The sequence below is a fragment of the Achromobacter mucicolens genome (genome assembly GCF_902859725.1).
Classification (GTDB): domain Bacteria; phylum Pseudomonadota; class Gammaproteobacteria; order Burkholderiales; family Burkholderiaceae_B; genus Achromobacter; species Achromobacter mucicolens.
Genome location: NZ_CADIJP010000007.1, coordinates 53,619 through 66,552, shown reverse-complemented (window position 1 = coordinate 66,552; position 12,934 = coordinate 53,619). Strand labels below are relative to the sequence as shown.

13 protein-coding genes are annotated in these 12,934 nt (G+C 68.6%); 7 read left to right on the top strand and 6 right to left on the bottom strand.

The features are described from left to right. Positions 1-102 precede the first annotated feature (102 nt). A complete protein-coding gene (locus HV786_RS10450; RefSeq protein ID WP_128828024.1) occupies positions 103-1,749 on the bottom strand; it encodes an acyl-CoA synthetase in 1,647 nt (548 codons plus the stop codon). A gap of 152 nt (positions 1,750-1,901) precedes the next feature. On the opposite strand from HV786_RS10450, the gene HV786_RS10445 reads away from it, so the two are divergent. Next, positions 1,902-2,627: a TetR/AcrR family transcriptional regulator gene (locus HV786_RS10445; RefSeq protein WP_056316137.1), complete on the top strand. Its 726-nt coding sequence runs from the start codon at positions 1,902-1,904 to the stop codon at positions 2,625-2,627. On the opposite strand, the gene HV786_RS10440 is transcribed toward HV786_RS10445, so the two are convergent. Next, complete coding sequence (locus HV786_RS10440; RefSeq protein ID WP_175210775.1) at positions 2,591-3,502, bottom strand: SDR family oxidoreductase; 912 nt, start codon at positions 3,500-3,502, stop codon at positions 2,591-2,593. The two genes, HV786_RS10445 and HV786_RS10440, sit on opposite strands and share 37 nt — an antisense overlap. A 138-nt stretch (positions 3,503-3,640) precedes the next feature. On the opposite strand from HV786_RS10440, the gene HV786_RS10435 reads away from it, so the two are divergent. From HV786_RS10435 to HV786_RS10415, 5 genes are all read left to right on the top strand, one after another. Further along, positions 3,641-4,435, top strand: a complete 795-nt coding sequence (locus HV786_RS10435) for an enoyl-CoA hydratase/isomerase family protein (RefSeq protein WP_175210773.1) — start codon at positions 3,641-3,643, stop codon at positions 4,433-4,435. A gap of 76 nt (positions 4,436-4,511) precedes the next feature. Beyond that, positions 4,512-5,789, top strand: a complete 1,278-nt coding sequence (locus tag HV786_RS10430; protein ID WP_175210771.1) for a Zn-dependent hydrolase — start codon at positions 4,512-4,514, stop codon at positions 5,787-5,789. 13 nt (positions 5,790-5,802) lie between these two features. After that, positions 5,803-6,138 (top strand): thioredoxin family protein, encoded by a 336-nt coding sequence (locus HV786_RS10425; RefSeq protein WP_062841814.1) that lies wholly within the window; start codon positions 5,803-5,805, stop codon positions 6,136-6,138. A gap of 56 nt (positions 6,139-6,194) precedes the next feature. Continuing rightward, the gene (locus tag HV786_RS10420) at positions 6,195-7,100 is read left to right on the top strand and encodes a DMT family transporter (protein ID WP_175210909.1); all 906 of its coding nucleotides are present in this window, start codon (positions 6,195-6,197) and stop codon (positions 7,098-7,100) included. 120 nt (positions 7,101-7,220) lie between these two features. Beyond that, positions 7,221-8,591 (top strand): carotenoid oxygenase family protein, encoded by a 1,371-nt coding sequence (locus HV786_RS10415; protein WP_128828022.1) that lies wholly within the window; start codon positions 7,221-7,223, stop codon positions 8,589-8,591. Here HV786_RS10415 and HV786_RS10410 read toward each other — a convergent pair. Then, positions 8,576-9,460, bottom strand: coding sequence for a DMT family transporter (locus HV786_RS10410; RefSeq protein WP_175210769.1), 885 nt, complete (start codon positions 9,458-9,460; stop codon positions 8,576-8,578). The genes HV786_RS10415 and HV786_RS10410 overlap by 16 nt on opposite strands. Next, complete coding sequence (locus HV786_RS10405; protein ID WP_128828021.1) at positions 9,451-10,239, bottom strand: GNAT family N-acetyltransferase; 789 nt, start codon at positions 10,237-10,239, stop codon at positions 9,451-9,453. The genes HV786_RS10410 and HV786_RS10405 overlap by 10 nt, the downstream gene beginning before the upstream one ends. A 127-nt stretch (positions 10,240-10,366) precedes the next feature. On the opposite strand from HV786_RS10405, the gene pdxR reads away from it, so the two are divergent. Then, complete coding sequence (gene pdxR / locus HV786_RS10400; protein WP_175210759.1) at positions 10,367-11,872, top strand: MocR-like pyridoxine biosynthesis transcription factor PdxR; 1,506 nt, start codon at positions 10,367-10,369, stop codon at positions 11,870-11,872. Here the strand turns inward: pdxR and HV786_RS10395 are convergent. Together HV786_RS10395 and HV786_RS10390 are read right to left on the bottom strand one after the other, a co-directional pair. After that, on the bottom strand, positions 11,869-12,165 hold the full coding sequence (locus HV786_RS10395; protein ID WP_056316115.1) for a hypothetical protein: 297 nt from the start codon (positions 12,163-12,165) through the stop codon (positions 11,869-11,871). The genes pdxR and HV786_RS10395 overlap by 4 nt on opposite strands. Further along, positions 12,165-12,797, bottom strand: a complete 633-nt coding sequence (locus HV786_RS10390; RefSeq protein ID WP_128828020.1) for a LysE family translocator — start codon at positions 12,795-12,797, stop codon at positions 12,165-12,167. Before HV786_RS10390 ends, HV786_RS10395 begins: the two co-directional genes overlap by 1 nt. Between the last annotated feature and the right edge of the window lie 137 nt (positions 12,798-12,934).

The following is a 12,934-nucleotide window of genomic DNA, read 5'->3' as shown; positions in this document are numbered from 1 at the left end:
CCAATTGAGTGGGGCCGTATCCAGTTTGCGCCATCATACTTGCAGCGCCGGGCAACCCGTCAACCCATCCACATGGAGGAGATTGTCACTGGGTGAGACGGCTCAGGCCGGGTAACCGGCGCGCAACTCCCGGCGGATAATCTTGCCCGTCGCGGTCGTCGGCAAACTGGTTACAAACCGGATCGCGCGCGGATATTCATGGGCGGCCAGCCGGGTGCGGACATGCGCCTGCAGCGCCTTGACCAGCGCCTCGTCGCCTTCGACCCCCTCTTTCAGCACCACATACGCCACCACGATTTCCGTGCGCTCGGCATCCGGCATGCCCACCACCGCCGCCATGCGCACTGCGGGATGCCCGAGCAGGCAGTCTTCGATGGGGCCGGGGCCAATCCGGTAGCCGGCGCTGGTGATGACGTCGTCGTTACGGCCCACGAACCGGATGAAACCTTGCGCGTCGCGCACGCCGATATCGCCGGTCAGAAGATAATCGCCGGCAAATTTTTCCGCTGTCGCCGCCGGGTTGTTCCAGTACCCCAGGAACATGACCGGATCCGGGCGCATTACGCCGATGTTGCCCTCTTGTCCATCGGCCAACTCGGCCCCGGCGTCATCCACAATAGCGACCCGGTGACCGGGCGCGGCGCGGCCGATGGCGCCCAGGCAGGGGTCGAACAGCGACGAGCACGAGGACACGATCATGTTGCATTCGGTCTGGCCGTAGAACTCGTTGATGGTCACGCCCAGCACGCGGCGGCCCCAGTCGATGAGTTCCGCGCCCAGCGATTCGCCGCCGCTGGCCACCGAGCGCAGCGCGCGCGGCCCGGCGTGCTCGGGCCATTCGCAGCCGCGCATCATCTTGAGCGCGGTCGGTGGCAGGAAAGTGTGCGTGACGCCGTGGCGCGCCATGAGCTCCAGCGCCGAGGCGCCGTCGAATTTCTCGAACCGCCGCGCCAGCACCGGCACGCCGTGGTGCCACGACGGCAACAGCACATCCAGCAGCCCGCCGATCCACGCCCAGTCGGCCGGCGTCCACATCAGGACGGCATTTTCCGGAAAGAACTCGTGCGACATCTCGACGCCGGGCAGATGGCCCAGCAGCACACGGTGCGCATGCAGCGCGCCCTTGGGCTTGCCGGTGGTGCCCGAGGTGTAGATGATGACCGCCGGATCGTCGGCCGCCGTCGCCACGGGGTCGAACGCGTCAGCCTCCAGCGCCAGGCTTTGCTGGAACGGCAGCGCATTGACGGCCGCCGCCGGGTCTTCCACACCCCCCGCCGCGCCGTCGATGCAATAGATCACTTTCAGATCCGGCAGGCTGTCGCGGATCTCGAGCAGCTTGCGGCAGCCTTCGGCGTCGGTGATGAGCGCCGACGCCCCGCTGTTGGCCAGCCGGTACTGGATGGCGTCCACCCCGAAGAGCGTGAAAAGCGGCACCGCCACCGCGCCCATCTTGTAGGCGGCGACATGGGCGATGGCGGTTTCGGGCGCCTGCGGCAGGTAGATGGCCACGCGGTCGCCCCGGCGGATGCCGTAGCGCGCCAGGCTGTTGGCCAGCTGGTTCGACTGCGCCTTGATCTGGTCGAACGTGTAGCGCGTCTGCGCCCCATCGCTCTTTTCATAGATCAGCGCCAGCCGGCCGCTGCCGTCCGCCCACTTGTCGCACACGTCGACGCCGATGTTGTAGGCCGCGGGCACCTGCCACTGGAACGTGGACAGGACTTGCGCGTAGGAATCTGCTCTATGCAGCATGGTTGTCTCTTGATGATTATGGTTGTTGCCATGAAGGGGCCGCGGCGGCCGGTTGCATCCCGCCTTGCCACGGCGTTGACCCTCGCTCAATAATAGGCGCTCGCGCGGACGGCCAGACAGGCCGCCCGCCCCTTTTTTCGCCTGTTGCCTGCATGGAAAATAGCCCAGCCGTCCCGATGCGCCGCCCGCCGGCCAGCGCCAAGTCCGAGCAACGCATCCGCGACATCCTGCGGGTCGCACGCCAGGTGTTCTCCGAAGCGGGATTCCAGGCGGCCACCACCACCGAGATCGCGCAGCGCCTGGGCGTTTCGGAAGCCACCGTCTTTACGTACTTCGGCGGCAAGCGCGAACTCTGCGTGCGCGTGATCAGCGACTGGTACGACGAAATCATCGCGCGGGTGGAAGATCACCTGCCCCATATCCACGGCACGCGGGCCCAACTGCATTACCTGGTCCATACGCACCTGCGCCATCTGCTGGCCGAGGGGCCCGGCCTGTGCGCGTTCATCCTGTCCGAAGGGCGCGCGCGCAACGACGACTTTGGCGAGATCTACGCCGGCCTGCAACGCCGCTACACCGCCCCGCTGATGCGCATCCTGGCCCAAGGCCAGGCGGATGGCGACATCCGCCAGGACATGCCGCTGCGTCTGCTGCGCTCGGCAGTCTATGGGCCGATGGAACACGTGCTGTGGGACGCGATGCTGCGCGGCACGGGCGTGGATGTGGCGGCCACCGCCGACCACCTGGTGGGCTTTTTGTGGCAGGCCTTGCAGCCGCCGCGCCAGGATGCGCTGGCGCTGGCGCAGTTCCGGGGCGAAGTCCAGAATGCGCTGCATCGCCTTCAATCTTCCGAAAACAGCGACGGCGGCACGTACTGAGGAAAGCCGTTGTAGGCCTGGCCGCGCTCGGCCGGCTGCAGGTTCCACGAATGGCGCGCATTGGGCACGCCGCCATCGACGCGGATAACGCTGCCATTGATGAACGCCGCCGCGGGCGACAGCAGGAAAACGACCGCCGCGGCCAGCTCGGCCTCGGTGCCGAAACGCTGCAGCGGAACCTTGGTCTTCAGTTCGCGCAACACGCCGCGGTAATGCTCGTCGTAGCTGTCCATGCCGCTGGAGGCGATCCAGCCCGGCGCCACCGCGTTCACGCGCACGCCGGCATGCGCCCACTCGCAGGCGGCGGTTTCGGTCAGGTTCCACACGCCCGCGCGCGCCGCGCCGGAATGCCCCATCCCCGGCATGCCGCCCCAGATGTCGGCCAGCATGTTGACGATGGCGCCGCCGTGCTGGCGCATGTGCTGGGTATAGACCTCGCGCGACACCAAAAACGTCCCGTGCAGGTTGTTCTGCACCACGGCGTTCCAGCCGTTCAGGCTGATCTGGTCCAGCGGCGCGGGAAACTGCCCGCCCGCGCAATTGAATACGCCGTCCAGCCCGCCGTGCGCGGCCAGCGCATCGGCCACGGCGCCGCGAACGCCGGCCTCGTCGCGGATGTCGCACGCATGCTGGCTGATGCGGCCGGCGGCTTCGGGGTAGATGCCGGCGATTTCCTCGGCCACGGTGCGCAGCTTGTCGGGGTTGCGCCCCACCAGCGCCAGGCCGGCGCCCAGCGCCGCCAGCTCATGCGCGGTGCATCGGCCCAGGCCGCTGCCGCCGCCGGTCACCATGACGGTCTTGCCGTCGAACAATCCCGGCCGGAATACCGATGCGTAACGCTGACGGGCGGACGCGCCGCCCTGATGCTGGCTCATGTCTGTCTCCGGATTTTTTATTGAGGATAACTCAATATATCCAAACGAAGTATCGCGAAATCGCGCTTTTACCCATAGAATCAGCCAGGCAAATGGCCACGCCGATTGAGCCATCATCAATAACACCGGAGACCGCGCATGACGCCGAACGCACCGCTGGACCTGGCCCTCGATGGCCCCATCGCCCGCCTGACGCTGAACCGGCCGGACATGCGCAACGCGTTCGATGAAACGCTGATCGCCGCGCTGACGGCGGCGGTCAAGACGGCCGTGGAAGACGCCCAGGTCCGGGTCCTGCTGCTGACGGGTGCGGGCAAGGCGTTCTGCGCCGGCGGCGACCTGAACTGGATGCGCAAAATGGGCACGCTGACCGACGCGGACAACCGGCAGGACGCCACGCGGCTGGCGGACATGCTGCACGCAGTCTGGACCTGCCCGAAACCCATCGTCGCCTGCGTCAATGGCGATGCCTACGCGGGCGGCTTGGGGCTGGTGGCCGCCTGCGACATGGCGGTGGCGGCGGACAGCGCGCACTTCTGCCTGTCCGAGACCCGACTGGGCCTGCTGCCCGCCACCATCAGCCCCTATGTGATCCGCGCCCTGGGCGAGCGCGCGGCCAACCGGTACTTCCTGACCGCCGAACGTTTTGACGCCGCCACCGCGTTGCGGCTGGGGCTGGTGCACGAGGTGGTTCCCGCAGCGCTGGCGCTCGCGGCTGCCGAAGCGCTGTGCCGCACCTTGTGCGCCAATGGCCCGGGCGCCGTGCAGGCCAGCAAGCGGCTGGTGCGGGACTTCGCGGGCCAGCCTCTGGATGGGGCCCTGATCGCCGACTCGGTCGAACGCATCGCGGCCATCCGCAGCACCGAGGAAGCGCGCGAAGGCGTGACCGCCTTCCTGGAAAAGCGCGAGCCAGCCTGGCGCAGAACAACGTAGGCCGCGGCCCGGCGCGCGGCGGCATGAATGCCATGGCATTGATGCCATAATCCAGGGCGGATCTTCTGGAAGTCTCATGCCGCAAGCCACACCGCCCGCCTTTCCTCCCCTGAACGCCGAACGCCTCTGGGCGCGCGTCGACACCCTGTCCAAATTCACCCTGCCCGACGTGCCCTGGACGCGCCGCGCTTTTTCGCCGCTGTTCGATGACGCGCGCGCCTGGCTGCGCAGCGAGTTCGAAGCCGCGGGGCTGGCCACGCGCCTGGACGCGGGCGGCAACCTGGTCGGCACGCGCGCCGGGCGCGACGCCGCGCGCAAGCCGATCGCCACCGGTTCGCACTGCGACACCGTCATGAGCGGCGGCCGCTTCGACGGCATCATCGGCGTGCTGGCAGGCATCGAGGTCGCGCACACGATGCAGGAACACGGCATCACCCTCGACCATCCCTTCGAGGTCATCGACTTCCTGTCCGAGGAACCCAGCGACTACGGCATTTCCTGCGTGGGCAGCCGCGCGTTGTGCGGGCAGCTCAGCGCCGACATGCTGGCCGCGCGCAATCCGCAGGGCGAGACGCTGGCGCAGGGCATCGCCCGCATCGGCGGCAATCCGGCGGCGCTGAATGCGCCGCTGCGCCGCGCGGGCGAGACCGCCGCCTTCGTCGAATTGCACATCGAACAGGGCCCCGTGCTCGAGCGCCGCAACCTGCCGATCGGCGTGGTCACCAACATCGTCGGCATCCGCCGCGTGCAGATCGTGGTCGAGGGCCAACCCGATCACGCGGGCACCACGCCCATGGATATCCGGCGCGACGCGCTGGTGGGCGCGGCCCGCATCATCGACGCCGCCCACCGCCAGGCCAGCGCCGCCAGCGGCAATCCGCATTACGTCGTCGCCACGGTGGGCCGGCTGGCCATGACGCCCAATGCGGCCAATGCGGTGCCCGGCCGGGTCGAGATGACGCTGGAAATGCGCAGCGACAGCAACGCCGTGCTCGATGCCTTTCCGGAAACCCTGATGGCCGGCGTGGCGGACGACCTGAAGGCGCTTCGCCTGACCGCCGGCTTCACGCAGCTCAGCCGCGCGCAGCCCACGGACTGTTCGCCCCTGGTGATGGACGCCGTCAAGGCTGCCGCCGACCAGTTGGGCTACGCGTCGATGCGCCTGCCCAGCGGCGCCGGTCACGACGCCGTCTACATGGCGCCCACCGGCCCCATCGGCATGATCTTCATCCCCTGCCTGAACGGCCGCAGCCACTGCCCCGAAGAATGGATCGAACCGGCGCAACTCCTGGACGGCACCCGCGTGCTGTATCAGTCGGTGCTGGAACTCGATCGCGTGCTGCGCGGCGCTTGAGAGTCTTCACACCATGGAACAGATAACCCTCAACGACAGCACCGCCGACCGCTATCTGCTGGACGCGCCCGGTTTGTCGCTCATCGTCTTTCACAGCCGCACCTGCGGCACCTGCCGCGTGGCGCGCGAGCAGCTTCCGGCCGTTGAACTGCCGGTCGAGCGCATCTGCTGGATCGATGCCGGCGACAACCGCGGGCTGGTCGAGCGCTACGAGGTCTTCCATCTGCCGGCCATGTTCGTCGCCCGCGACGGCGCCTTCTACGGACCGGTGCAATCCACGCTGGCCGAATGGGACCTGCGCCAGCAGATCGGGCTGGCGCTGGACAGCTACCCCGCTGAACTGCCGTGAGCGTCGCCGCCGCAAGGCCGCAACGCCTTCCCCTGGACACGCTGGCCACCAGCGCCATGCTGGCGCTGTGCGTGTGCTGGGGCTTTCAGCAGATTGCCATCAAGCTGGTGGCCGATGACATCGCCCCCATCATGCAGATCGGGCTGCGATCGACGTTCGCGGCATTGGTGCTGGCGGTGGTGGTGTGGCGTTCAGAGCGCGGGCGCGCGTTCACTGACGGCACCATCCTGCCCGGCCTGATCGTCGGCTTGCTGTTCGCGGGCGAATTCCTGTTCGTCGCGCAGGGTCTGGTCTACACAACGGCCTCGCACATGGCGGTGTTTCTATACACCGCCCCCATCTTCGCGGCGCTCGGCTTGCACTGGCTGCTGCCCGAAGAGCGCCTCAAACCGCTGCAATGGGCAGGCGTGGCGCTGGCCTTCTGCGGCATCGCGGTCGCGTTCCTGGTCAAGGGCGGCGAACCCGCCGTCCACGAGGGCGCCCGCAACATGCTGCTGGGCGATGCGATGGGACTGGCGGCCGGGTTGCTGTGGGGCGCCACGACGGTCGCGATCCGCAAGACGGCGCTATCCGAGGCCGCCCCCGCCAAGACGTTGTTCTATCAGATGGCCGTGGCCGCGGTGGGCCTGCTGGCCTTCGCCGTGGCCACCGGCCATCACGGCATTCGCTATACCCAGGCCGCCGTGCTGAGCGTCGCGTTCCAGTCGGTAGTCGTGGCGCTGTCCAGCTACCTGGTCTGGTTCTGGCTGCTGCGCCGGTATCTTGCCTCGCGCCTGTCCATCCTGTCCTTCATGACGCCCCTCTTTGGCGTGAGCTTTGGCGTGCTGATCCTGGATGAGCCGCTGGATGCGGGATTCGTGATCGGCGCGGTGATGGTGCTGGCTGGGATCACGCTGGTCAGCGGCGCGGAAATGGTGCGGGAACGGCTGCGCAGGCGGCGCGGCGGCGCGCCTCATGGTTGAACCGGCCATCATGGTTAACTCGGCTTTCACCCGGTGGTCCAGGCGGATATAACGGACTTTTCCCGCCCCGGACGTTTGCTGCCCCCCCCCCCCGGCGCGGGGCCACGGCCTGGAGTCCCCATGCAACCCTGGCACAGCGACATCCCCGCCCTGTCCCGTGCGTTCGCACCGGTCTTTGACGAACGCGACGACGCGAACCTGCCCATTGAAGGCGACCTGCCCGCCGGCCTGTCCGGCGTCTTCATGCGCAACGGCCCCAACCCGCAATTCGAACCGGGACCGGGCTACGCCTATCCCTACGACGGCACGGGCATGATCCACGCGCTCTACCTGGACGGCGGCCGCGCGCGTTACCGCAACCGCTGGGTGCTGACCGCCGAGCTTCGGGAAGAACGTGACGCCGGACGCCGCCTGTACAACCCGACGTTCGGCCCGCCCCCGCAAGCCAACCTGGCCAACACCAACGTGCTGCGCCACGCCGGGCGGATCCACGCGCTATACGAAGGGGGAAGCCCCTACGAAGTGAACGACGCGCTGGGCACGCTGGGTCCCAATACGTTCCAGGGCAAGCTCACAGGCGCGTTCTCGGCGCATCCCAAGGTCGATCCGCTGACCGGGGAAATGCTGGCGATCAACTACGACCTCATGGCCGGCACACTGGAATACATGCGGCTGGACGCCGCCGGCCAAGTGGACCGCCAGGTGTCCTTCGCGTCGCCTTGGCCGGCGCTGGTCCACGACATCGGCTTGACCGCCACCCACGTGGTCGCGTTCGTCTGCCCGCTGGTGTTCGACTTCAGCCGCGGACCCGCGGCGCCAGCCTGGGAGCCGCAACGCGGCACGCACGTGCTGCTCGTGCCGCGCGACTGCAACGACGCGGCGCAGATCCGGTGGATCGAAGCGGAACCCTTTTTCAACTGGCACGTCGCCAATGCCTGCGTGGACGGCAATGTGATCGAGGCGGTGCTGCCCTGGCACGACGGCTACGGACCCAACTCGCGCAAGCGGCTCGAGATGCACCGTCTGCGCATCGACCTGGACAGCGGAGGCGTGGACGATCAGACGCTGGACGATCAGCCCTGCGAGTTCGGCCGGGTCAACGATGCGTGGCTAGGGCGGCGCGCCCGCTTCTGCTATGCCGGCCTGCGCGACCCGCGTCCAGGTGAAACGCCGCAGCCCGGCGCCTTCGAAGCCTTTGCCCGTTACGACCTGCAGACGGGTGAAAAGTCCGTATTCCGGCTGCCCGCCGGGCAGACCGCGTGCGAACCGGTGTTTGCGGCCGACCCGGCCGGCACGGGTGAAGCGGACGGCTACATCCTGAGCTTCGTGCATGCGGAAAACGACACCGGGGGCCGGTTCATCGTGCTGGACGCCCGCGACCTGGCCGCCGGTCCTGTCGCGCAGGTTCGCCTGCCGCGGCGCGTACCCGCCGGGCTGCACGGCACGTGGATGCCGTCGCCGCCCGAAGGCGCCGGTCAGGCGCGCCGCTGACCCAGGTTCAGGACGATCAGCCCCGCACCGGCCATCACGAAAGCGAATCCCCACCAGTCCGACGCGCCCGGGCGGTCGCCCACCAGCGCCATCGCGCCCAGCACGCCCACGACCGGCACCATCAGCGTGGTCAGCGCCGCGACGGTGGCGCTGACGCGCTCGCTCAGCACGAACCACAGCCAATACGCAACCGCGGTGCCCAGGATGATGTGAAACGAGAGCGCGCCCGCGACGCTGGCGGTCCAGCCTCGCGTGGGAAAGGACTCGCCGGCGATCAGCGCGCCGGCCAATGCGCAACTGGCGCCGACGACGAGCTGCCACGCCGTGATGACGATGCGGTCGCCCGCGACCGGCCAGCGCTTGAGATACACGGTGCCGGCCGCCCACCCGAACGCCGCCACCAGCGGAAACACCAGCCCCTTGGCGGCGGCCACGTCGTTGCCGGCGAACACCGCTTGCAGCACCGGCCAGGCCAGCACCGCCACCCCGCAGGCGCCCAACAGCAGCGCCAGACCCCGGCGGCGATCCAGGCGCTCCCCCAGCACCAGCCACGCAAGCAGCGCCGACATCATCGGCATCGTGAAGGTCAGCACCGCCGCGCGCGACGTGCTGGTGCTGAGCTGCGCCCAGGCCACGGCCAGGTTGAAGACGGCCACGGCCAGGACGCCGGCCACCACGATCCCCGGCCACGCGCTGCGCGGCGGCAACAGCGGCAAGCGTTTGGCGCCCGCCAGCAGCAATAGCAGCAGCGCGCCGCTGCCCAGGCCGAGCACGCGCAAGGTGAACGGCGGGAAGATGGACAGAATGATCTTCACCGCCGGCCAGTTCAGCCCCCAGAAAAGGGCCAGTGCCACCGGAATCAGGCGCACGCGGCCGAGTCTCCTGCGCCGTTGCCACGCCGATTGCTGTCCGCCTCGGTGCCCGCGACGGCGGCCGCTTCGGCCGCGACCAGCGCCGCCAGGCCCTGGCGTTGCTTGCCGTCGGCGTCGAAGTTGTCCAGGCTGAGCCAGCGCTCGTACGCCGCGCGTCGCGCGGGCCATTCGCTGTCGATGATCGAGAACCACGCCGTGTCGCGGCTACGGCCCTTGTAGACCGTGGCCTGCCGGAAGATCCCTTCAAAGGTAAAGCCCAGGCGCAGCGCGGCGGCGCGCGACGGCGCGTTCAGGCTGTCGCACTTCCATTCGTAGCGGCGGTAGCCCAGTTCGTCGAAGGCGCGGCGCATCAGCAGGAACTGCGCTTCGGTGGCAATGCGGGTGCGCTTGAGCTGGCGCGAATAGGACACGAAGCCGACCTCGATGACGCCGTTGGGCGCGTCGATGCGCATCAGCGCCAGCGTGCCGACGGCGCGGCCCGTGGCCAGGTCGATGATGGCGTGGTGCATGGGATCCGGGGTGGACTGCGCGGTTTCGGCGAACGACCGGTAGGCGGCCTCGTCCGCGAAGGGGCCGACGCCCATGTAGGTCCAGTCGCTGTCGTCGGGTGCCTGGCTGAACGCCTGGTACAGGTCTGCCGCGTGGCGCTCGGCCGACAGCGGCTCCAGGCGGCAATAGCGGCCGACGGCGGGCGTGAGCGGCGGACGTGGCCGCGTTGTCCAGCCGGGCAGCGCCGGGCCGATGGGTTGCTGGAAATCGTTGGTGCGCGGTTGCATGCGGGCGGTGCCTCGGAGATCGGTTCAGGGCGCGCCGCCGACAGTGGCGGGCGCAACACCCAGGGCCTCACGATATCGGAACCGTGGCATCATAAAAAGCGCCACGAACCGGGAATTTAATAGGGCCATGACCGAATCTGCCTTGGGCGACGCCGCCAATGCTTCACTGCTTTCCAGTCCGCTTGTACGCGGCCCGGGGTCGCTGCCGCGCCAGCGCCAGCTCATCCAGCGGCTCAAGCAGGCCATCCTGGCCGGCCAGCTTCCGGCTGGCGGCAAGCTGCCGTCATCCCGCGCGCTGTCCGAGGACCTGGCCATCTCGCGCAACACGGTCCTGATCGCCTACGAGCAACTGACGGCCGAGGGCTATGTGATCGCCGACCGCCAGGGCACGCGCGTGGCGCCGCTGTCGGCCGCGGCCCGCAACGCCGCCCGCCAGTCCGTGCCCAGCCCCACGCAGGCCCCGGCGACCGCCCGGCGCCTGGCCCGCATCGTCTCCACACGCCATGCCGTGGACGCCACGCTGCCGATGACGCCCGGCACGCCCGCACTGACCCAATTCCCGCTGAATGCCTGGCGCCGCGCGCAGGACCGCGCGCTGCAGGCTGCCCCCGCCGCCGCGCTGGGCTATGGCGATCCGGCGGGCGAGCCCGCCCTGCGCGAGGCCATCGCCCAATACCTGCGCGTTTCGCGCGGCGTGCATTGCGACGCCTCGCGCGTCGTCATCACGGAAGGCGCGCAAGGCGCGCTGGCGCTGTGCGTGCAACTGCTGACCAATCCGGGCGACACGGCCTGGCTGGAGGATCCGGGCTATCGCGGCGCCAAGGCCGCCTTTCATGCGGGCGACCTGAATGTCGTGGCCATGCGCGTGGATGCCGATGGCATCGTCATCCCCGAAAGCGCCTGGGCGCGCCAGCCGCCCCGCCTGATCCAGACGACGCCTTCGCACCAATATCCCACCGGCGCGGTGCTGTCGCTGACGCGCCGGCTCGACCTTCTGGAACGCGCGCGGCGCGCGCACGCGTGGATCATCGAAGACGACTACGACAGCGAATTCCGCCATCAGGGCGAACCGATCGCCGCCATGCAGGGCCTGCTGCCGGACGCCCCGGTGCTGTATGTGGGCACGTTCAGCAAGACGATGTTCCCCGCCCTGCGCCTGGGTTTTCTGGTGCTGCCCGAGGCCATCGCGCGCGAGGCCATGCCGTCCATCATCGAGATGCAGCGCGGCGGCCACCGGCTGGAGCAGCTCACCATGGCAGCCTTCATCGAAAACGGCCAGTTCTCACGCCACCTGGGCCGCATGCGGCGCCTGTACCGCGAACGCCAGTCGGCGCTGCGCGAGGCGCTGGCCCTGCATCTGGGGATCGAACACGAGGTGCTGGGCGGGCACTGCGGATTGCATCTGACGGTGCGGCTGCCGTCCGAATATGCGGATACGGCCATCGTGGCCGAGGCACGCAAGCTGGGCATGAATCCCGGCGCGCTGTCTTCGTTCGCGCTCACGCCGCGCCCCGAGGACAATGGTCTGGTGATCGGCTATGGCAACACCGGCGCGGAACGCTTTCCGGCGATGGTGCGGCGGTTGCGGGAGGTGGCGCAAGCCGCGGCACAAGCGGTGCCGCGGGCCCGCTAGTCCACCAGGCCGCCCAGCACCAGCAGCGTCATGAACAGCCAGAAGAGGAACCCCAGGATCGAGCGCCGCAGCAGCGCCTTGACCGCGCCCCACAGGAACATGAGGCCCAGCGCCAGCAGCACCAGATTGAAGATCGACGGGCTCATGCCCATCGCGCCGGCCAGGCCGGCGTAGAAATCCGCCAGCGCGCCGCCCAGTCCGCCCAAGAGCCATTTGATTCCTGCAACGATGGCGCGCAGGCCCTCGCCGAGCATGCCGCCCAGCGTCGCGAAAAATCCGTCCTGGGCCGGCATCAGCGTCGCGTATCCACAAGCATCCGCACCGCCAGGCCGGCCAGCACCGTGCCCATCAGCCAGCGCTGCACCACCATCCACAGCGGGCGTCCCGCCAGGAAACCGGCAATGGAACCCGCCATGATCGCGATCAGCGCGTTCACGGACAGGCTGATCACGACCTGCGTCATGCCCAGCGCCAGAGATTGGGTGAAGACGCTGCCGTGTTCGGGCTGGATGAATTGCGGCAGCAGCGACACGTACATGACCGCGATCTTGGGATTGAGCAGATTGGTCAGGAGACCCATCGTGAACAATTGCCGCGGGCTGCTTTTGGGCAGGTCATGCACCTGAAAGGGCGAACGGCCGCCCGGACGGATCGCCTGCCACGCCATGTAGAGCAGGTAGAGCGCCCCGCCGATGCGCAGCGCGTCGTAGGCGTAGGGCACGGCCATCAGCAAGGCGGTGATGCCGAACGCCGCACAGGCCACGTAGAAGATGAACCCGACCGCCACGCCACCCAGGGAAATCAGGCCGGCCTGCGGCCCTTGCGAGATGGAGCGGGACACCAGGTAGATCATGTTGGGGCCGGGTGTGAGCACCATGCCCAGCGCTACCAGGGCGAAAGTCAGCAGATGTGTCAGGTCGGGCATGGGAAGCCGGCGTGCGCCGGACGAAAGTCGGATCGTGAATGCACACCTTAGCCGAAAACTGTACCGGAACAGCGGAATTTTCCGATGGGGTTGGCGGCTAGTCGCGCCGGCGATACAGTGGACCGCTCGACCCCTTT